The sequence below is a fragment of the Pseudomonas palleroniana genome (assembly GCF_003031675.1).
GTDB lineage: Bacteria > Pseudomonadota > Gammaproteobacteria > Pseudomonadales > Pseudomonadaceae > Aquipseudomonas > Aquipseudomonas palleroniana.
In genome coordinates this window covers 26,470-46,541 of record NZ_PYWX01000033.1, presented here as the reverse complement: position 1 = coordinate 46,541, position 20,072 = coordinate 26,470, and the positions used below count along the sequence as shown (strand labels likewise).

Sequence of the window (20,072 nt, the reverse complement as noted above, 5' to 3'; positions counted from 1 at the left end):
GGGAGCTTGCTCCCGTGGCGGCCTATGGGCCATCCCTGGCCCAGGACGGCTAACCCGGCGTCCTGCCGGGTTACCCACGGATTCAAGCCTGCGTTCGGCCAGCGTGGTTTGACGGGGCGCTTAAGATCAAAAGCAAGATCAAGATCAAAAACGCAGCGGGCGCGGCCTTATAAAGCCGCTTTCGAACAAGCTAATTGTCACATTCTGATTGACAGTTAAACGGCTTCCAGCCGCTTTTTCACTTTCGAGCGCCTCATTAATCTGTGCCCACGGTGTTGCTGAGACCTGAACCCAGTGTCACAGCAGCCCGATCCCACGGCATAAAAACTCGAACGTTTGAAAAAGGAATTAATCATGAGCCTCAAGAAAACCCTTACCGCTTCCCTGCTCGCCCTGTCCATCGGCAATGCTTTCGCCGCCGGCAGCCCTGGCGTCGAACACAACACCCAGGCGTTCCTCGACGCCCTTGCCGCCGGCGGTGGCAAACCGCTGGAACAACTGAGCCCGAAAGATGCCCGCAGCGTGCTGACCGGTGCCCAGGCGTCGGTGAAGGTCGATCTGTCGGGGGTTGAGGTCAGCGACAAGGCGATCCAGGTTGACGGTCAGGTGATCAACCTGAAAGTGGTGCGTCCGGCCAAGGTCAAGGGCGAGTTGCCAGTGTTCATGTTCTTCCACGGTGGCGGTTGGGTGCTGGGCGACTTCCCGACCCACCAACGCTTGATTCGTGATCTGGTGGTCGGCTCCGGCGCAGTTGCCGTGTACGTCGATTACACCCCGTCGCCGGAAGCCCATTACCCGACCGCGATCAACCAGGCCTACGCCGCCACCCAATGGGTGGCCGAGCACGGCAAAGACATCGGCGTCGACGGCAAGCGTCTGGCGGTGGCCGGCAACAGTGTCGGCGGCAATATGGCAGCGGTGGTGGCGTTGAAAGCCAAGGAACAGCACACCCCGGCCCTGCGCTTCCAGCTGCTGATGTGGCCGGTGACCAACGCCGGGTTCGAAACCGCCTCGTACCAGCAGTTTGCCGAAGGCCACTTCCTGACCAAAGGCATGATGCAGTGGTTCTGGGACAACTACACCACCAACCCGGCCGAACGTGCACAGATCCACGCATCCCCCCTGAATGCGAGCACCGAACAGCTCAAGGGCCTGCCTGCCGCGCTGGTGCAAACCGCCGAGTTCGACGTGCTGCGTGACGAAGGCGAAAGCTACGCCCGCCACCTGGACGCGGCCGGTGTACCGGTGACTGCGGTGCGCTACAACGGGATGATTCATGACTTCGGCCTGCTCAATCCGCTGAGCCAGATTCCGGAAGTCAAAGCGGCGGTACGTCAAGCCGCAGCCGAACTCAAGACGCATCTGAACTGAGTCCGACCTCTCGCCACACCTCAGGGTGTGGCGAGTTTTTTTGTACCCGCCGGAGTGCAATCCATGAGCCTTTTCCTCACCCACCCGTTGTCCTGGAGCGCCCTGCTGCTGGTGCTCGACGCGTTGCTCTGGCATCTCGCCCCGTTCACGCACCGCGCCTCGCGCATCGGCGTGCGCTTGCTGTTGTTCGTGGCGTTCAGCGCGCTGGTCATCAATGCCGGCGTCAGCCCGTTGCAGGCGCCGTCGTTTGCCGATGACCGGGTTGCGCAACTGGGCGCTACGGCGTTGGGAATACTCTGGTGGCTGTACGCCGCACGGGTGCTGACCGAAGTGGTCGGCCTGATTCTGATGCGGCGCATCGGGCACAGCGGTCGGTTGTTGCAGGACGTGATCGGCGCGTTGGTGTTCCTGGCGGCCATTGTCGCCTCCGCCGGGTATGTGCTGGAGCTGCCGGTCAAAGGCTTGCTCGCGACCTCCGGGGTGGTCGCCATTGTGGTCGGCCTGGCGCTGCAGAGTACGTTGAGCGACGTGTTCTCCGGCATCGTGCTCAACACCACCAAGCCCTATCAGGTAGACGATTTCGTGATGATCGACGGCGTCGAAGGCAAGGTGCTCGATATCGACTGGCGTGCCACCCATCTGCTGACCAGCGCCGGCACCCTGGCGGTGGTGCCTAACTCGGTGGCGGCCAAGGCCAAGATCGTCAACCTCAGCCGCCCCACCAACCTGCACGGCGTGTCGATCAGCATCAAGGTGCCGAATCACGTGCGGCCGCGCCGGGTACTCGATGCCCTCGACCGGACGCTGCAAGGCAGCAGCAGCCTGTTGCTCAACCCGGCGCCGAAAGCGTTGCTCAAAGAGGCGGGAGAGGAAATGTCCGAATACGTGGCCAGCGGTTTCATCGCCGAACTGGCCAGGAAAGGCGACGTGCGCAACCAGTTGTTCGACCTCGCCCATCGGCATCTTGAGGCGGCGGGTATCTCGCGGCATCCGGACGGTGTGATCGAACCCTCGAGCCGCGCCCGTGCGTTGCTCGATGAGGTGAAGGTTTTCCGCTCGCTCAGCCATGAGGAGCGTGACCGCCTCGCCGAATCAATGGTGCCGCAACAATACAGCGCCGGCCAGGTGGTGCTGGATCTGGACGAAGTGCCGGACAGCCTGTTTGTGATTGCCACCGGTATCGTCAGTGTCAGCGTGTCCGACAGCAATGGGCTGGCCGAGGCCGGTCGCATGGGGCCGAGCGAGGTCATGGGCGAACAGAGCATCCTTGCCGATACACCGTCCCAGGCGACCTTCACCGCGCTGACCTCCTCGATCATCTACCGTCTCGACAAGCAGCTGACCCGCCAGTGCATGGCGCAGCGCAGCGAGGTCGGCCAGGCGTTGAACAAGTTGCAGGCGGTACGGCAACAGAACAGTCGGCTGGCGTTGATGGCTAAGCCCGTACCGGTCAGGAAAGGCGGTTTCCTGGGCTGGTTGCAAAAACGCTGACCCCGCTTTCAGCCGGATCTAGGGGGTCGCGATGTCCAGGGGTTGCGACATGAACTGACTGATCCGCGAACGTAACCAGCGCTCTGCCGGATCGTTGTCGTGAACGCCACTCCAGGCCATCGACAGTTGCGCCGCATCGATGGGAAACGGTGGGTCTTCGGCGCGCAGGGCGCAACCTTCGACCAAGGCGCACGCCGCGTAGTCGGGCACGGTGGCGATCATTTCGGTACCGGCGAGCATCGCCCGCAAGCCACTGAACTGCGGAACCCCCAGCACCACGCGCCGGGCACGCCCGACTTTGGCAAGGTCGAGGTCGATGTTGCCGCTCAGGTCGCCCGAGAACGACACCATCGCGTGGGGGCGCTGGCAGTACTCATCGAGCGTCAGCTCACCAGGCCGGTCATCCCCGCGCAACACTTTGCAGGCAATATCACGCAACCGCTTGCGCTTGGCGTTGGCCGGCAAGTCGGTGGTGTAGCTGACCCCCACGGAGATCTCCCCTGAGGCGAGCAAGGCCGGCATCAACAGATAATTGGCCCGGCGCACCACCACGACAATGCCCGGCGCCTCCTGCTGCAACTGGCGCAGCAACGGCGGGAACAGACCAAATTCGGCATCGTCCGAAAGGCCTATGCGAAACACATCGCAGCTGGTCGCCGGGTCAAACTCCTTGGCCCGGCTGACGGCACCCGAGATGATGTCCATCGCCGGTTGCAGCTCTTTAAGAATCGCCAACGCTCGCGCCGTCGGCTCCATCCCGCGACCATTGCGCAACAGGAGCGGGTCGTCGAACAAATCGCGCAGGCGCCCCAGCGCAGCACTCACCGCAGGCTGCCCCATGAACAGCTTCTCAGCCACACGGGTCAGGTTCTTTTCGAACATCAGGGCCTCGAAAATCACCAACAGGTTCATGTCCAGGCGGCGCAGATCATTACGGTTCATAGGCACAGTCCCATTGTGTGTTGAGCCAGGTACGCCTCAGTCGAACTTCACTCGAGCATCGGCGCTCTTGCCGCCCGCCGGTAAAACCCGCGTTCGATAGGCTCCGGCGAAATACGCGCAATTATGCACGCGTTTTCAGCGCAAGAAATTGCAGCAATGTGCTCAATGGATGCTGTTGCACAGGCAGGGAATTAACAACGTTTAACTCGCCAACCACCGACCCGCGCCCAAAAATGAAGCCCTCTGTGCAGGACTGTTTTCTAACGCGGGAAGCTGCTGAGCCATCGCGCAGTGCGCCGGCGCGCTCCCATCGATACGGATATTTGCCATGGCCCACGCTCAGTACAACGCCGTCCGTGTATCAACCACTCAAACGCGCGTCCCGACCACCGGAGGCCTTTCTCCCTGGCGGGAAAGCCTGGTCAAGAAATTGATCCTCGAAAGGTTGAGTGAAACGCTGGAAGTCACCGAACTCGCTCGGGCCTGCGCCCTGTCGCGCAGTCATTTCTCTCGCGCCTTCAAGTCCAGCACCGGCTTGGCGCCCCAGGACTGGATTCGTTGCCAGCGCATCCTGCGCGCCAAGCAACTGATCCAGGACACCGACCTGACCTTGACGCAAATCAGCCTGGAGTGTGGTTTCTGCGATCAGGCGCACTTCTGCCACATGTTCACCCGCAGCGAAGGCATCACCCCGTTCGCCTGGCGTTGCCAGGCCGTACGGGCCCTGCCTGCCTCTTCAGCAGCGCAAGCCGCTCACTGCTGAGCTGAGCCTTGTGGGGATGGGATGCGACGCATCAACCCGACGCAGGGTGCATGCGTTCGGCCAGGCGCGCCACCCGCTCCCCCAGGTGAGCGGCGGTGCAGCGATCTTCGGCAGGTGGCGCATGGTCCGGGGACTGCTCGACATTTGATTGGGCCATGACCCCCAGGGAGCTGCCCAGACGATTCAATTGCCCATCGAACCGGCCAACGCTGGAGCGCGCCGGCAACAGGTCGAGGCCGACCCAGATCATCGAGTGCTGGGCGGCGAACACGGCCATCTGCAGCAAGGTGTTGAGCTTGTCGCCACACAGGCAACCGGAGTTGGTGAACCCGGCAGCCAGCTTGTCGCGCCAGGGTTGCGCCAGGTAGAACGACGCGGTGGCCTCCATGAAGGCCTTGAAGGACGCCGATGCGCTGCCCATGTAAGTCGGGGCGCCGAAGATGATCGCGTCGGCGCGGTGCAGGCAGTCCCACTGCCCGTCCACCTCCTCGACCGGGATCAGCCGGCACGTACTGCCCGAGTGCCGCTCCACCCCCTGAGCCACCGCTTCGGCGATAACCCGCGTATGGCCATAACCGCTGTGATAGACCACCACCACGTCGCTCATTCCAGCCTTCTCCTGAAGTGTCCATCCCTTTTGCTGCACGAGCACAAAAACCAGTGCCTTCGGTTGATGGACTGGAAGCCTTGGATTTTTGGGTGTAAACCAGACGCAGGACGAGTTAAACGTTGTTAATTCTCAGGGGGCGCCAAAAGCCGCGACTCAGCCTTTTGTCAGCGCAGCCCCAGTCGATACGGCACGGGTGAACGGCACCACAAACGCCGCCGGCAACGTATACCCGGTACCGCCGCGTTGCGCTGCCGCAAAAAACTCAGGAACATGCTCGGATACCCGGTGATAGACGCATGCAGGCAGGAGTGACCCGTTGACCCTTTCCCCCGAACAGGCTGTGCATTTCGGCCCTTACCGGGTTTACCCCGGACAACGCCTGGTGCTGGAGGCCGACCAGCCCCTGCGCCTGAGCCGGCGCGCCATGGACATTCTGTTGATCCTGCTGGAGCATGCCGGGAACCTGGTCAGCAAGCAGCAGTTGATCGCACGGGTCTGGCCCAACAGCGTCGTCGAAGACATCAATGTGCGTGTGCATATCGCGGCGCTGCGCAAAGCCCTCGGCGACGGTCAAGCCGGCCAGCGCTATATCGTCACCGTGGCCCAGCGGGGTTACAGCTTCGTCGCGCCGTATTCGCTGGCACCTGCCGAACAACGCCCGCCGAGCAGCGGCCAGGGGCAGCGCGGGCATAACTTGCCGATCCGTCACACGCGCCTGGTGGGTCGCCAGACCCTGGTTGACAGTCTGGTAACGCAATTGCCACGCCAGCGTTTCATCACCCTTGTCGGCCCTGGGGGGATCGGCAAGACCAGCGTGGCGCTGCGCGTCGCCGAACAACTGATCGGTCGCTACCGGGACGGCATCCGCCTGTTGGACCTGGCCTCGATCAGCGATCCCGCGATGATCGCCAACCACCTGGCGACGCTGCTGGAGCTGTCGTTGCACGACGCCGAGCCGCTGAGCGCGCTGACGACCTTCCTGCATGAACGGCAGATGCTGCTGGTCCTCGATAACTGCGAACATCTGATCGACGCGATTGCGCTACTCAGCGAAAGCCTCCTTCGCGGGGCGCCCGATGTGCACATTCTGGCCACCAGCCGCGAGAGCCTGCGGGCCGAAGGCGAATTCGTGCAGCGCCTGGAAACACTCGACTGCCCGCCGCCCATCGCTGCGCTGGAGCGCTCCCAGGCCCTGGGCTTTTCGGCGGTGCAACTGTTCGTCGAACGGGCAATGGCCAGCCATGACAGCTTCGAACTGAGCGATGACGAACTGCCTCTGGCGATCGAGATCTGCCGCCGCCTGGACGGTATTCCGTTAGCGATCGAACTGGCCGCAGCACACGTGAACAGCCTCGGCCTGAGCGAACTGTTGAAGCAACTGCAAGGCAGTTTTCGCTTGTACGCACAGGGCGGCCAGACGACCCTGGGCCGGCATCAGACCCTGCGCGCAACACTCGACTGCAGCTTCGAGCTGCTGACGCCCTGTGAACAGATCAGCCTGCGCCGATTGAGTGTATTCAGGGGCAGTTTCACGCTGGAGGCCGCAGCGACGGTGATTGTCGCAGAGCACCTCGAACCCCACGCGGTGCTAGGCGCGATTACGCAACTGGTGGCCAAGTCCCTGCTGAACGTGGAGGTCGGTGAAGAGCGGGTGTTCTACCGTCTGCTCGACACCACCCGCAGCTATGCCCTGGAAAAACTCGACCGAGCAAATGATTTGCAGGGCACCCTGCAACGTCACGCCGAGAGCTGCCTGGCCTTGATGCACCAGGCCGGCAACGATTGGGAGCAGGTCCAGACCGAGGTCTGGATCGAGCGCTACGCGCGCCACCTGGAAGACATCCGCGCGGCCCTGGATTGGGGTTTTAACGCGCAAGGGCCACAGACCGTGGCGATCCAGCTGGCTTCGGTGTCGACGCCCCTCTGGCAGGAACTGTCGCTGCTCAAGGAGCACGGTGTCTACGTGCGCAAGGCCCTGGCCCTGCTCCAATTGACGCCCGCGCCCTGCCCCCGCCTGAAAATGGCCCTCAACCTCGCCCTCGGCAGCGCCTGCTACCACACCCAAGGGGGCACCGCCGAAACCGTCGAAGCCTTTGTAAGCGCCCGAACCCTGGCCGAAAGCAACAACGACCTGGCCGGCCAGCTCCGGGCCGTGTCCGGGCACATGGCGGTCAACCTCAGTTGCGGCAACTATCAAACGGCCCTGGAACAGAGCCTGCAATTCGATCGCCTGGGCGTGCAAGGCAACGCCGCCGTTTCCCTGAGTACCCAGCGTTTGCAGGTGCTGGCCCTGCACTTTGCCGGTGACCAGCACCAGGCACGCCAGCGCGCCGAACAGGTCCTCCAGTGCATGGCCCAGAGCGGGCACCTCAATCGCTTCACCCATGGCTTTGGCATCCAGTACGACCAGAGCGTCGCGTCCCTGACCATTCTGGCGCGGATCCTCTGGTTACAGGGCCTTCCCGAAAAGGCTTGGAAGACTGCCCGGCAGGCGTTGGACATTGCCGTCCAGATCGACCACGGCACGTCCATCTGCTACACGCTGGCGCTGTCCGGGTGCCTGATCGCGCACTACAACGGTGACCGCCAAACGGCCCGCGAGCTGTTGCGCCTGCTGCTCGAACAGGCACAAAAGCACTCGGTGCTGCTGTTCTATAACTGGGCCCGGCAGTATGCGCAGGTGCTCGATGCCGAGGGCGCACATCCGACCGCGACAGCCGGCGGCGGGCTGATCCATGAAATCATGGTCACCCTGGATAGCGGTTTCGTCGATGACGCCTTGCTGGCACGCGCCGAAAACGGCGCTGCCGGCTGGAGCACAGCGGAAATCCTGCGGGCCAGAGCGAATGCCCTGCTTGCGCAAAACAGCCAGAGTGCTGCCGAGACGGTGCTGCTCCAAGCCCTGGAAATTGCCAGGGCCCAGGGGGCACGGGCGTGGGAACTGCGCACGGCGACATCCCTGGCCGAGCTTTGGCAGCGTCAAGGACGCCTGCAACAAGCCCACGATTTGCTGGCGCCCCTCTACAACGCGTTTACCGAAGGCTTTGCCACCCCGGACCTAAGCAAAGTCCGTCGCTTGCTTGACGAGTTGCAACAACACCGGCTTGCCTGAGACCCAGCGTGCCCGGCTGATGTAGCCGGCATAACGCACTTCAAACACGCGCTGCAGCCCGCTCAGTTCCAGTTTTTCCAGGACGTAAGTGCGGGTGGTGTTGAGGAACCGATAACGGGTGATGCCATTGCTTTGTTCAGCGGACAACAGCGATTTATGCACCAGCCGGTCTATCACTTCGACGAGGCTGGCGGGCCGCAGCACCGCACAGCTGATGACGCCGATGGCTGCGTCCAACGTAAAGGCTATCTTGAACACCGCCAGCCCTTGCAGGACGGTCTGTTCCAACGGGCTCAGGCGCTGATAGCTCCAGTCCAATGCGGCCTTGAGTGTCTGATGCCGCGCGACGGCGGTGCGCCGGCCCTGGGTCAGCAATTGAAAACAGTTATCCAGTTGCGCGCGCAGCCCAACCAGTGCCAGCGCATCGATCTGCGCCGCCGCCAGCTCGATGGCCAGCGGCAGACCGTCGAGGCGCCGACAGATTTCCCGCACGGCCGGGAGGTCCTGCTCACGCAGAGTAAAGCCCTGTTGGCGGCTACGGGCACGGCTGACAAACAACTGCACCGCCGAATAGCTCAGGGTCTCGCCGACACTGTGCAACGCTGACATCGGCGGCACCGCCAGGGCCGGCAGACACTGCACCGTCTCCCGCGCAGCCCGCAGCGGCTCGCGGCTGGTGACCAGGATCGATAACCGTGGCGCCGCAGCCAACAGGCTCTCCACATGCTTTCGGCAGCATTCGAGCCAGTGCTCGCAATTGTCGAGCACCAGCAACGCATGCCGTTGCGCCAGCGCCTTCCCAGCCACGTCCAGTTCAAGCGTCTGGCCCAGATAATCGACGAGCCGCGCCGGATCATCGAGTGCCGCCAGATCCACCAACCAGACGCCATCGTCATAGTGCTGCAACAACAGTTCGGCCACGCGCAAAGCCACCGTGGTCTTGCCAATGCCGGCGGGGCCGACCAGTGTCATGAAACGGCACACCGGCAACTGCCGGACCACGCTGCCCACCAGCGAATCCCGACCGATCACCGGCGTGATCCGTACCGGCAGGTTGTGTCGGGGTTGCTCAACGGTCTCGATCGAAACCGGCAGCCCGTCCGGCTCGCGTTGCACCGGGGCGACAAAGCAATAACCGCGCTGGGGAACATTGACGATGTAGCAACAGCCGTCCTGGCCATCGTTGAGGGCCCGACGCAGGGCGGCGATGTGCACACGCAGGTTGATTTCTTCGACCACCGAAGTCGGCCAGACCTGGGCAATCAATGCCTCCTTGCTGACCACGTCGCCCGCGTGGTCGACCAGTACCTGGAGGATATCCAGGGCCCGCCCGCCCATACGCAGCGGCCGATCACCGTGCAGGATCAGCCGCTGGCGCGTGTGAAACACATACGGACCAAACCGCAACACCGCACTGTTGTTTAAATCGCTGAGTCTGTTCATGCACATTCAGTGCGCAAAACCTGGCCCGACTCGAGGTAGCGCATTGCACGAGTTCGCCCAGGCTCTCGCATCTCCATTGCCAAGAGTTCATAAACATCTTGGCAGACACCCGTGACGGGACAACCGCCCTGGAGGGAGCGTCACGGCCATCCCGGTGCGCAGGACGGACAACCGCGCCTCAGCTGAACAGTTCGCGGTACTGGGCGGGGGTCAAGCCGAGTTTTTCACCGAACAGAAAACGCATGTGCCGCACGCTGCCGAAACCACTCTTGTAGGCGACGGTCTTGAGCGGCAGGTCGCTGGTTTCCAGCAGGCTGCGGGCCCAGTCGATACGCGCGCTTTGCAAAAACTCCATGGGCGTCATGTTCACTTCACGGGCAAACACCCGGGCGAAATGTCGCGCACTCATATTCGCCAGGCTGGCCATGCGTTCGACGCTAAAGGCCTCATCAATGTGTTCGAGCACATAGTTCTGCACCCGGGCTACCGGCGTTTCCGGCGGCGCCACGGCGGGCATCAACGGGCTGAACTGCGCCTGTCCGCCCTGGCGCTTCATCACCACCAGCAAGACCTTGGCCACGTCCTGGGCGATTTTCTTGCCGTGGTCCTGAGCGACCAGCGCCAGCGCCAGGTCGATGCCGGCGGTGACCCCGCCGGAACTGTTCAGGTTGCGATCCTGCACGTAAATCTGATCGGTCTTGACGATTGCCTTGGGGAACGCCCGAATCAACCGCTCCGTGTAATGCCAGTGAGTCGTCACCTGATAACCGTCGAGCAAACCGGCATGCCCCAATATGAACGCCCCGGTGCAGATCGAGCCATACCTGGCCGACCGGCTGACCGCGCCCTGCAGCCAGTCGAGCAACGGCCGGTGCTTTGCGTTGTAGGCCCCCGGGCCGCCCGGCACCAGCAACAGGTCATAGCTGTCGCCGGCCTGGTCTATGTGCACGTCGGCCTGAACATTGACGCCATTGGAGGCGCGCAAGGCGCCATGCTCGGTGCCGATCGTCAACAGCCGATAATGGTCGGCCGCCGCCAGATAACGATTGGCGATGGAAAACACTTCCATGGGCCCGGCCATATCGAGCAGGAGAAAGTCTGGAAACAGCACCATTGCCACGGTTTTCATGGGTTGGAAATCACTGATGTCAAAGGAAATAGGAGACGTGGGTCAGCACTGACCATTATGGCCAATTGCAACGTGAAGGAAACGTGAACCCACGCACACTACTGTCAACCTTGGCGAGACAGTATTTCGATTTCAGCTTTGATCGTAAATGGCTCGCGCTACCGCGCAACCCACGCGCCGGGCTTGCGCCGGCTGGCAGAAACCGTACGCCAGATGAAGGGCGTTAGCCGAGGATTTCCTCAAGGAATGCGATAAACACATTGATACGGCGCGAGCCACGGTGGTTAGGCAGGTACAGCGCATTGATGCCGGTGCTGGCGGTGCCGGGATTGACTTCATACTGCTCCAGCACACGGGTCAGATGGCCCCGACCGACATCGTCACGCACCAGCCAGTCGGCCAGTAGCGCCACCCCGCCACCCGCCAATGCCGCTTCACGCAGGATGTCGGCGTTGTTGCTTTGCAAGCGCCCCTGCACGCTCAGGCGCAAGGTTTCCTCGTCGCCCTGGAACGTCCAGTCGTGGTGCGCCGCGCCGTAGTCAAACCGCAGGCACTGATGGTTGAGCAGGTCATTGGGATGCAGCGGCAGACCGGCCTGCGCCAGGTACTCCGGACTGGCCACGACCCAACGCTGGAAATCCCCGATCTTCTTGCTGACGACGTCCTCGTTGACCATCGAAGAACCGAGGCGCACAGACACGTCGATGCGCTCGCTGATCAGGTCGCTGACCCGATCGCTCAACGATAGGCTGATCTCCAGGCCCGGATGACGCTCAAGCAGACGCCCCAGGTGAGGCGCGATAATGCGTCGCCCGAACTCCACCGGGACGCTGGCACGCAGGTGCCCCTGGATCTCGGTGCCACGGTCGGCGACGGTGGCATCGGCTTCGTCGACGGCGTCGAGAATCACCACGGCCTTTTCGAAATAAGCCTGCCCCGCAGCCGTGACACTGGTGTTGCGTGTGGTGCGATTAAGCAGGCTGGCGCCCAAGGCACTTTCCAGGCCGGCCACCTGCCGCGTCACCGAAGACGTCGAGAGACCCAGCTTGCGCGCCGCAGATGAGTAGCCGCCACACCGCACGGTTTCAACGAACATCTTCAGCGCCAGCAATTTGTCCATCAGCCAATTCCGAACAAAAAAACAAGCGAACCACTATGCCCAAGCGTGCATGGAGTGTCTTGCACACGTGTGCTCAGGCACCGGCGCCGAGGAACATCCAACGCTGGGCCAACTGAGCGATGCGTATGACGCAAAGCGCCGTTGCGCGGTTTGGCAATACCGCCGCGTGCGTCTCTTCTCTACCCTCGGCGATACGAATCCCTTGCGGGTTCACGGACGAATGAAGGGTGATGTCATGCAAGCCAGGCAGCTAGGAGTGGGCGCTGCAGTTCTCGCCTTGGCCGGTGGGATATGCGCGGTGCTGCTGATGTGGCGCCCGGCGATCGCACCGGCCGAACCGCCACGGCACTTCGATCCCGTTCAGGTAAAACAGGGCGCGCGCGTAGCCGAAGCCGGCGACTGCGCAGTCTGCCATACACGTCCCGGCGGCCAATACCTGGCGGGTGGATTGGCTCTGGTAACACCGTTCGGCACGCTCTACAGCACCAATATCACACCGGACGCCGAGACCGGTATTGGCCAATGGTCATTGCCGGCCTTTGAGCGAGCCATGCGCGAAGGGGTCTCACGCGATGGGCACTTCTTGTATCCCGCCTTCCCCTACGTGCACTACCGCCGCCTGACGCAAGGGGATATCCAGGACGTCTACGCCTATTTGATGAGTGGCCCCGCCGTGCACTCTCCAGCCGTACCGAACCAGATGAAATTCCCGATGAACATCCGGCCATTGGTGTCGTTCTGGAATCTGCTGTTCCTGCATACCCAACCCTTGACGCCCGTGGCGCAGCAATCGGCAAGCTGGAACCGTGGCCGCTACCTGGTCGAAGGTCCAGGCCACTGCGCCGGCTGCCATTCTCCACTTGACCCGCTGGGCGCCGAGAAAACCGCTGAGCACCTTGCGGGAGGGCGGGTCGACGGATGGGACGCGCCTTCCCTGCTGGGTCTGGCCAACCGTGCCCCTGCCTGGAGCAGCGAGCAGTTGGTGAGCTACCTGCGCGCGGAAGTCGTGGCAGGCCATGGTACCGCGGCCGGGCCGATGCGCCCGGTCAGCCTGGGCCTGGCCAAGCTGCCCGCCGGCGACGCCGAAGCCATTGCCGAATACCTGCTGAGCCTCACGAGCGCCGCATCTCCCTCCCCCGCCCCAGCGGTCACACGCCCCATCGGGGCAGCCGAGCAAGCGTCTGGCGCCCTGTTGTTCGAAGGTGCCTGTGCGGGCTGCCATGGCCCGGCCGCGCCGATGCGCGAGATCGACGGGCGCCCCGCCCTGGGCCAGACCTCAGCGCTACAGGCAATGAGCGCGCGCAACTTTCTCAAGACGGTGCTCGAAGGCGTGCCGGCCACCCCGGGGCAACCCGGGCCGGCCATGCCACCGTTCGTTGCCAGCCTGGACAACGAGCAGATCGCGGCACTGGCTGCATTTCTTCGCGAGCAGGCGAAGCCGGGCCAGCCATGGACAGACCTTTCTTCCACCCTTCACGAGTTACGCCAGGAGGCGCAATGACCCAAATGACCCTCAACGTCAACGGCTCGCCCCACTCGCTGGAGCTCGCGCCCGACATGCCGTTGCTGTATGCGCTGCGCAATCATCTGGGGCTTAACGGCGCCAAGTACGGCTGCGGTCTGGGACAGTGCGGTGCCTGCACTGTGCTGGTGGATGACCAGCCGGTATTTTCCTGCCTGACCCCCTGCACGGGCCTGGAGGGCAAGGCCATCCGCACGGTCGAGAGCCTGGGCACGGCAGAGCGTCCAGGCCCTTTGCAAAAAGCCTTTATCGAGACCCAGGCCGCACAATGCGGTTACTGCATCGCCGGCATGCTGATGCGCGCCCAAGCGCTGCTTGAGCACACTCCCCATCCAGACGAAGACACCATTCGCGAGCATATGGCGAGCAACCTGTGCCGCTGCGGAACCCACTTGCGGATCGTCGAGGCCATCAGCCGTGTCGCCAGGCAAGACAGGAGCGCCGTATGACCCTTCAGCCTGAGGTTGATCAGGGGCGCCGCGCTTTTCTGCGCGCAGGCGCGCTGGTCCTGACATTCACCCTTTTACCGGCAGCGCGGCATGCACTGGCCGACAGCGAAGTCGATACGCTCGGCACGGTGGTGCTGGCACCCGATCTTCCTGGAAGCCTGCGCACCAATCCCTACCTCGATGCCTGGATCCGCGTCGATGCCGAGGGCATCACCGTCTACACCGGCAAGGTTGAATTGGGGACGGGCGTGAAAACCGCCCTCCTGCAGATTGCCGCCGAACGCCTGGATATCTCACCCTCCGCGATCCGTCTGCTCACTGCGGATACCGCCCTGACGCCCGACGAAGGCTACACCGCCGGCAGCCACAGTATTTTCGACAGTGGCACGGCCTTGTTCAATGCGGCGGCTCAGGTTCGCGAGTTGCTGTTGGAGTCGGCGGCACGCCGCTGGAACGTCGAAGCCGCCTTGCTGACCACTCAGGAGGGCGTCATCGAGGGCCTGAACGGGCAACGGATGACCTATGCAGAAGCCGTCAAGGGCGTTGACCTGCACCACTATGCGAAGGCGCAATCACCCTCGATGCCGGCGTCCGCGTTCAAGCTGATCGGCCATTCTCTTGCACGCCTGGATATCCCGGCCAAAGTCAGTGGTGGCGCAGCGTTCGTCCAGGATCTGCGCCTGCCCGGCATGCTCCATGCCCGCGTCATCCGTCCACCCCGTCCTGGTTGCCTGCTTGAAGCGTTCGATACCGATTCAGTCAAAAACCTGCCCGGCGTCGTACAGGTAGTGCGTGACGGCAACTACCTGGCCGTGGTGGCCGAAGATGAATGGCAAGCCATCAAAGCGATGCGCAGCGGGTATGCACTGGCCCGCTGGAGCGGTGCAGAGGCGATGCCCGACGCGGATGACATCCACTCGTTGCTGACCCGCCTGCCCGCCCATCGCTATCCCATCAGCCATGAAGGCAACCCGGCCGCCGTAGCCGGCGCGAGTTATCACGCGCGCGTCACCAAGCAGTACCTCATGCACGGGTCCATTGGCCCGTCCTGCGCCGTGGCCTGGTTCAAGGACGGCATGCTCACCGTGTGGACCCACACGCAAGGTGTCTACCCTCTTCGCACCGGGATCGCCGAGATGCTGGGGCTGGCACCGGCGCAGGTGCGCTGCATCCATGTCGAAGGATCCGGCTGTTACGGCCACAATGGCGCGGACGACGCGGCAGCCGACGCCGCGCTGATTGCAATGCGCGTCGCCGGCACGCCCGTGCGTGTGCAATGGATGCGCGAGCAGGAAAACCTCTGGGAGCCCTACAGCAGTGCCATGCTCACCGAGGTCCGGGCCACCCTCGATGCACAGGGCAAATTGCAGGATTGGGCCTATGAGCTGTGGACCACGCCACACAACGAACGCATCGTAAATGCCGGCAGACTGATCCCCGCTCGGCTGCTGGCCCGTCCGTTCGTCTCCGCGCCGTCGGTTCCAATCGCCCAGCCCGAAGGGGATGGTGATCGGAATGCGGTGCCGCTGTACACCCTGGCCTCTACGCGCATCGACATGAACTTCGTGACCACAATGCCGTTTCGCACATCCGCCATGCGTTCGCTGGGGGCCCACATCAATATCTTCGCCATCGAAGCCTGCATCGATGAACTGGCCATCCAGGCCGGCACCGATCCGGTTGCCTTGCGCCTTGCCCATCTGGCAGACCCGCGAGCCCGTGCGGTAGTCGAGCGCGTCCGGGATGCCAGCGGCTGGCCGCATAAAGGCAATCAACCGGGCTCCGGCATTGGCTTCGCGTTTGCCCGCTACAAGAACATCATGGGCTACTGCGCACTCGCCGTGCGTTTGCACGTGCATCCGCAAACCGGCGAGATTCAGCTCGACCAAGTGATAACCGCCGTGGACGTGGGGCAAATCGTCAACCCCGATGGCCTGCGCAACCAGGTGGAGGGAGGCATCGTGCAGTCCGCCAGCTGGACCTTGTATGAAAAAGTCGGCTACGACCCGGGCGGAGTCCGCAGCTACGACTGGAGCGGTTACCCGATCCTGCGCTTTCCTCAGTTACCCAAGCAGGTCGACGTACATTTGCTCGATCAGCCCGGGCAACCCTTTCTTGGCGCGGCCGAGATCGTCCAGGGCCCCATGGCCGCCGCCATCGGCAACGCCGTCGCGAACGCCACCGGCCGCCGCTGGCTGAACCTGCCCCTGACCCGCTCAGTGCAACAGGCATAGCCCCAAGCCCCCTTCAACGCATTGCGTTTGACGCAAAGGAACTACCCATGACTCAGCACCTGTTTCAACCTATCGCCGTTGGCCCCTACACACTGACTCATCGTGTGGCCATGGCCCCTCTGACCCGCTCCCGAGCCGGCCAGCCGGGCGATCTTCCGACCGCCCTGAACGCCGAGTATTACCGGCAACGCGCCAGTGCCGCCTTGATCATCACCGAAGCCACGCAGATTTCCCGTCAAGGTCAGGGCTACGCCTGGACCCCGGGGATTTACAGTGATGAACAGGTGCAAGGCTGGCGCCAGGTGAGTACACAGGTGCACGAAGCCGGGGGACTGATCTTCATGCAACTGTGGCATGTGGGGCGAGTTTCTCATCCCAGCTTCCAACCCGATAACGCCCTGCCGGTCGCCCCCAGCGCACTGCCGGTGCCAGGCAAGACATTTATCGTCGATGACGATGGCAACGGCGTCTGGGGGGATGTACCCGTACCACGTGCCCTGGAAACTGCGGAGATTGTTCAGATCATCGAGGATTACCGTCGCGCCGCGCGCAACGCCTTGAAAGCCGGGATGGACGGCATTGAAATCCACGCGGGCAACGGTTATCTGCTCGACCAGTTCATCAATAGCAACAGCAACCAGCGTGAGGACGCCTACGGCGGCAGTGTGGAAAATCGCGCGCGCCTGTTGTTGCAAGTCGTCGAGGCGGTTGCCGATGAGGTCGGGGCGGAGCGCGTAGGTGTACGGCTGACACCGATGGGCCGCTTCATGGGCATGGGCGATGCGACTCCCGAAGCCACATTCGGCCATATCGTCAGCGCCCTGAACCGCTGGCCCCTGGCCTACCTGCACCTTGTGGAACCTGCCGTGGTCGGCACCGTCAAGGACGAGCATTTCGATCCGCGCTGGGACGCAATCATCGGCCAACTTCGTACGCAATGGAAAGGCGTGCTGATGGTGGCCGGTGGTTACGATCCGAAAACCGCAGAACATGCCCTGGCCGCCAACCGCGCTGACATCATTGCCTTCGGAAGGCCGTTCCTGGCCAACCCTGACTTGCCGCGGCGCATCCGTGAGGGACTGGCGCTCAATGCGTCAGACCCCAGTACCTTCTTTGGTGGCGACCAGCGCGGATACACTGATTACCCCGCTCATCCATAAGCCTCAACCCGCGCCGCATTTAACGTCCGGTAATCGAACGAGTTCCCACTTTTGCCGCTTAAGTTCCTGAAGCGGCGGCGGATAGCTCGGTCACTATTATCCAGTCGTTCACGGAGTGGCCTCATGCTCGCCCATCTGAAAATTCGCACCGGTATGTTCGGGGTGCTCCTGCTGTTCGTCATTGCACTGCTGTTCTCGGCCCTGAACGGTTGGTGGTCGGCCGAACGCAGTCACGACCAGATTGACGAGTTGGGGCGCACTTCACACCAAATCGACGGGATCAACAACGCATTGCTACTGGCCATTCGCACCAGCGCCAATGTGTCCTCGGCGTTTATCGAGACCGTCGGCGCACGCTTTGATGAGTCGCAGGCACGGCTGGTTCGCAGCGAGGCTATCTGGAGCGAGGCCATCGCCAAGCTCGATGCCTCGACCACAGACTTGCGTGAGCCGGCGCTGAAAGCGCTCGCCGACACTCTCAAAGAGGCATTCGCCGAATACGGGACGGCCATCGCCGGCCAGCGCGCCGCCACTCGTGCGCATTCGGCCGATCAGTATTTCCAGGTCAATATTGCTGCCGGCAATAGCATGACCAAGCTGCAGGAAATCCGCGTGAAGCTGGTCGACGCTTTGAATGCCCGTACCCAAGAGATCAACACGCAAGCGGCTGCGCGGCTGAAGACCGCGCAAACGCTGGCTATCGCCCTGACCCTGGCGACCCTGGCACTCGCGCTCGTCTGCTGGACATTCATTGCCGGCAGGGTCCTGCGGCCATTGCGCGAGGCCGGCGAGCACTTCAAACGTATTGCCGGGGGCGACTTGACCTGTGAGGTCGTCTCGCCTGGTCGCAACGAAATCGGCGAGTTGTTCGTTGAACTCCAACGCATGCAGACCCGCCAGCGCGAAACACTGATCCAGATCGCTGACTCCGCCACGCAGTTGGCCTCAGCCGCTGAACAACTCAATGCCGTCACCGAAGAAAGCAACCGTGGCCTGCAACAGCAGGACATGCAACTGGAACAGGCAGCGACAGCCGTCAACCAGATGACCAGCGCGGTCGAAGAAGTGGCGCGCAACGCAGTGTCTACCTCGCAGGCGGCCACCGCCTCCCATACGCTGTCGGAAAGAAGCCGCCAGCAAGTACGCGAGAACATCAGCGGCACGCAATCGATGGCCACCGAGATTCAGGGCAGCGCAACGCATATCCAGCACCTCGCCGATGAAGTGCGCAACATCGGCAAGGTATTGGACGTGATCCGCTCGGTCTCGGAGCAGACCAACCTTCTGGCCCTCAATGCGGCCATCGAAGCGGCCCGCGCAGGTGAAGCAGGCCGAGGGTTTGCCGTCGTGGCCGACGAGGTGCGCACCCTCGCCTACCGTACCCAGACATCGACCCGCGAGATCGAACAGATGATTGCGAACGTGCAAAGCACGGCCGAACAGGCGGTGGGTTCGATGCGCAGCAGCACGGCGCGGGCGCAAGACACACTGGGTATCACCCAGGCGTCGGGGGCCGTGCTGGAAGATATTTTCGCGGCCATCAGCCAGATCAATGAGCGCAACCTGGTGATTGCCAGTGCAGCCGAAGAGCAGGCTCAGGTTGCCCGTGAGGTGGACAGCAATTTGCTGGCGATCCGCGACCTGTCGGCGCAGTCTGCGGCGGGCGCCTTGCAGACCCGCGCGGCCAGCCAGGCGCTAGCAACGCTGGCCGCGGGGTTGAGCACGCTGGTGGGACGCTTTCGAACCTGACGTTGCCAGGGCTGCGTCAACTCAAGAATTCCAACCCACGCTCGTCTATCACCGGCACGGTTTCCAGCAAATAACGCTTGAAGCTCTCCAGCGCGGCGTTGTGATTGCTGCGTGCGGGCCATACCAGGTAGTAGCTGTCACCGGTACTGACCGCCTTGTTGTAGGGCAGTACCAGTGAGCCCTTGACCAATTCGTCACCGACCAGCGCCAGGTCACCGATGGAAACGCCGCGCCCCTGGATCGCGGCGGAGATACCCAGTTCCAGGGTGTCGAAAATTTTGCCTTTCTGCCAGGAAACCGCCGACATCAAGCCCACACGCTCCAGCCAGCGTTGCCAATCGCGCCGGTCCCGGGACGGGTGGATCAACTCCGCGGAGAATATCCCCTCACCGCTCAGGTTGTGCTGCTCCAGCAGGCTCGGCGAGCAGACCGGTATCAGCCATTCATCAAACAGCTTGATAAACTCAAGGTCATCGGAAAAACGCCCGTTGCCCAACAACACGGCACAGTCGAACGGCTCGACATCGAAGTTGACGAAATCGACGTCCATCCACTCGCTGGACAATTGCGCCTGCTCTATACCGTTCACGGCATTGAACTCATCCAGCACATGCAGCAACCAGCGCATTGTCAAGGTGGAAGGCGCCTTGACCCTCAGGGTTCTCTCCTTGCGGCTGGTGACGGTGCAGGCATTTTCGATCAGGCGAAAGCCGACTTTCAATTCTTGAGCCAACAATCGTCCGGTCTGGGTGAGGAAAATTTTCGGCCCTTTGCGCTCGAACAATGCGCAGCCAAAATGCTCCTCCAAGGCCTTGACGTGCCGGCTTACGGCGCTTTGGGTGATAAAGAGGGTGTCGGCAGCCTGGGTAAAAGAACTGAAACGCGCAGCCAATTCGAAGGCCCGCAATGCGTAGAGCGGCGGCAGCCGGCGCGCGCCCTGATCAAGCGCATCATGATTCATACTCATCCTTACCCAT

General features: G+C 62.7%; 15 protein-coding genes. 9 read left to right on the top strand and 6 right to left on the bottom strand.

The annotated features are described in order from the left end of the window. Nucleotides 1–354 precede the first annotated feature (354 nt). Entirely contained in the window at nt 355–1,371 is a 1,017-nt protein-coding gene (locus tag C9383_RS12325) for an alpha/beta hydrolase (RefSeq protein ID WP_090371970.1), read from the top strand. 63 nt (nt 1,372–1,434) lie between these two features. Further along, nucleotides 1,435–2,862, top strand: coding sequence for a mechanosensitive ion channel family protein (locus C9383_RS12320; RefSeq protein ID WP_090371972.1), 1,428 nt, complete (start codon nt 1,435–1,437; stop codon nt 2,860–2,862). A gap of 18 nt (nt 2,863–2,880) precedes the next feature. Here C9383_RS12320 and C9383_RS12315 read toward each other — a convergent pair whose 3' ends face one another. Continuing rightward, entirely contained in the window at nt 2,881–3,804 is a 924-nt protein-coding gene (locus C9383_RS12315; protein WP_060756390.1) for a LysR family transcriptional regulator, read from the bottom strand. A 328-nt stretch (nt 3,805–4,132) separates the two neighbouring features. Between C9383_RS12315 and C9383_RS12310 the strand changes: the two genes are divergently transcribed. After that, on the top strand, nt 4,133–4,567 hold the full coding sequence (locus tag C9383_RS12310) for a helix-turn-helix domain-containing protein (protein ID WP_090371975.1): 435 nt from the start codon (nt 4,133–4,135) through the stop codon (nt 4,565–4,567). Between the two features lie 31 nt (nt 4,568–4,598). On the opposite strand, the gene C9383_RS12305 is transcribed toward C9383_RS12310, so the two are convergent. Further along, on the bottom strand, nt 4,599–5,174 hold the full coding sequence (locus C9383_RS12305; RefSeq protein ID WP_090371977.1) for a flavodoxin family protein: 576 nt from the start codon (nt 5,172–5,174) through the stop codon (nt 4,599–4,601). A gap of 319 nt (nt 5,175–5,493) precedes the next feature. On the opposite strand from C9383_RS12305, the gene C9383_RS12300 reads away from it, so the two are divergent. Further along, nucleotides 5,494–8,289 (top strand): ATP-binding protein, encoded by a 2,796-nt coding sequence (locus C9383_RS12300; protein WP_090371979.1) that lies wholly within the window; start codon nt 5,494–5,496, stop codon nt 8,287–8,289. Here C9383_RS12300 and C9383_RS12295 read toward each other — a convergent pair. The 3 genes from C9383_RS12295 to C9383_RS12285 form a co-directional block, all read right to left on the bottom strand. Further along, complete coding sequence (locus C9383_RS12295) at nt 8,236–9,732, bottom strand: ATP-binding protein (protein WP_090371981.1); 1,497 nt, start codon at nt 9,730–9,732, stop codon at nt 8,236–8,238. The two genes, C9383_RS12300 and C9383_RS12295, sit on opposite strands and share 54 nt — an antisense overlap. Before the next feature lie 178 nt (nt 9,733–9,910). Next, nucleotides 9,911–10,861 (bottom strand): GlxA family transcriptional regulator, encoded by a 951-nt coding sequence (locus C9383_RS12290; RefSeq protein WP_090371983.1) that lies wholly within the window; start codon nt 10,859–10,861, stop codon nt 9,911–9,913. A gap of 223 nt (nt 10,862–11,084) precedes the next feature. Next, nucleotides 11,085–11,981, bottom strand: a complete 897-nt coding sequence (locus tag C9383_RS12285; RefSeq protein ID WP_090371986.1) for a LysR family transcriptional regulator — start codon at nt 11,979–11,981, stop codon at nt 11,085–11,087. A gap of 235 nt (nt 11,982–12,216) precedes the next feature. On the opposite strand from C9383_RS12285, the gene C9383_RS12280 reads away from it, so the two are divergent. From C9383_RS12280 to C9383_RS12260, 5 genes are all read left to right on the top strand, one after another. Then, the gene (locus C9383_RS12280; protein WP_090371989.1) at nt 12,217–13,482 is read left to right on the top strand and encodes a c-type cytochrome; all 1,266 of its coding nucleotides are present in this window, start codon (nt 12,217–12,219) and stop codon (nt 13,480–13,482) included. After that, nucleotides 13,479–13,952 carry a (2Fe-2S)-binding protein gene (locus tag C9383_RS12275; RefSeq protein WP_060756398.1) on the top strand — a complete coding sequence of 158 codons (474 nt, stop codon included), beginning with the start codon at nt 13,479–13,481 and terminating at the stop codon, nt 13,950–13,952. The genes C9383_RS12280 and C9383_RS12275 overlap by 4 nt, the downstream gene beginning before the upstream one ends. After that, nucleotides 13,949–16,186 carry a xanthine dehydrogenase family protein molybdopterin-binding subunit gene (locus C9383_RS12270; protein WP_090371992.1) on the top strand — a complete coding sequence of 746 codons (2,238 nt, stop codon included), beginning with the start codon at nt 13,949–13,951 and terminating at the stop codon, nt 16,184–16,186. Before C9383_RS12275 ends, C9383_RS12270 begins: the two co-directional genes overlap by 4 nt. A gap of 47 nt (nt 16,187–16,233) precedes the next feature. Further along, nucleotides 16,234–17,346 carry an alkene reductase gene (locus C9383_RS12265; RefSeq protein WP_090371995.1) on the top strand — a complete coding sequence of 371 codons (1,113 nt, stop codon included), beginning with the start codon at nt 16,234–16,236 and terminating at the stop codon, nt 17,344–17,346. Nucleotides 17,347–17,469: 123 nt separating this feature from the next. Then, nucleotides 17,470–19,095, top strand: coding sequence for a methyl-accepting chemotaxis protein (locus C9383_RS12260; RefSeq protein WP_090371998.1), 1,626 nt, complete (start codon nt 17,470–17,472; stop codon nt 19,093–19,095). 16 nt (nt 19,096–19,111) lie between these two features. On the opposite strand, the gene C9383_RS12255 is transcribed toward C9383_RS12260, so the two are convergent. Next, nucleotides 19,112–20,062, bottom strand: a complete 951-nt coding sequence (locus C9383_RS12255) for a LysR substrate-binding domain-containing protein (protein WP_090372000.1) — start codon at nt 20,060–20,062, stop codon at nt 19,112–19,114. Nucleotides 20,063–20,072 lie beyond the last annotated feature (10 nt).

Bases quoted from the DNA above. Each gene is read 5' to 3' on its own strand.
- C9383_RS12325 (WP_090371970.1), top strand. From the start codon at position 355: ATGAGCCTCAAGAAAACCCTTACCGCTTCCCTGCTCGCCCTGTCCATC.
- C9383_RS12320 (WP_090371972.1), top strand. From the start codon at position 1,435: ATGAGCCTTTTCCTCACCCACCCGTTGTCCTGGAGCGCCCTGCTGCTG.
- C9383_RS12315 (WP_060756390.1), bottom strand. From the start codon at position 3,804: ATGAACCGTAATGATCTGCGCCGCCTGGACATGAACCTGTTGGTGATT.
- C9383_RS12310 (WP_090371975.1), top strand. From the start codon at position 4,133: ATGGCCCACGCTCAGTACAACGCCGTCCGTGTATCAACCACTCAAACG.
- C9383_RS12305 (WP_090371977.1), bottom strand. From the start codon at position 5,174: ATGAGCGACGTGGTGGTGGTCTATCACAGCGGTTATGGCCATACGCGG.
- C9383_RS12295 (WP_090371981.1), bottom strand. From the start codon at position 9,732: ATGAACAGACTCAGCGATTTAAACAACAGTGCGGTGTTGCGGTTTGGT.
- C9383_RS12290 (WP_090371983.1), bottom strand. From the start codon at position 10,861: ATGAAAACCGTGGCAATGGTGCTGTTTCCAGACTTTCTCCTGCTCGAT.
- C9383_RS12285 (WP_090371986.1), bottom strand. From the start codon at position 11,981: ATGGACAAATTGCTGGCGCTGAAGATGTTCGTTGAAACCGTGCGGTGT.
- C9383_RS12280 (WP_090371989.1), top strand. From the start codon at position 12,217: ATGCAAGCCAGGCAGCTAGGAGTGGGCGCTGCAGTTCTCGCCTTGGCC.
- C9383_RS12275 (WP_060756398.1), top strand. From the start codon at position 13,479: ATGACCCAAATGACCCTCAACGTCAACGGCTCGCCCCACTCGCTGGAG.
- C9383_RS12270 (WP_090371992.1), top strand. From the start codon at position 13,949: ATGACCCTTCAGCCTGAGGTTGATCAGGGGCGCCGCGCTTTTCTGCGC.
- C9383_RS12265 (WP_090371995.1), top strand. From the start codon at position 16,234: ATGACTCAGCACCTGTTTCAACCTATCGCCGTTGGCCCCTACACACTG.
- C9383_RS12260 (WP_090371998.1), top strand. From the start codon at position 17,470: ATGCTCGCCCATCTGAAAATTCGCACCGGTATGTTCGGGGTGCTCCTG.
- C9383_RS12255 (WP_090372000.1), bottom strand. From the start codon at position 20,062: ATGAGTATGAATCATGATGCGCTTGATCAGGGCGCGCGCCGGCTGCCG.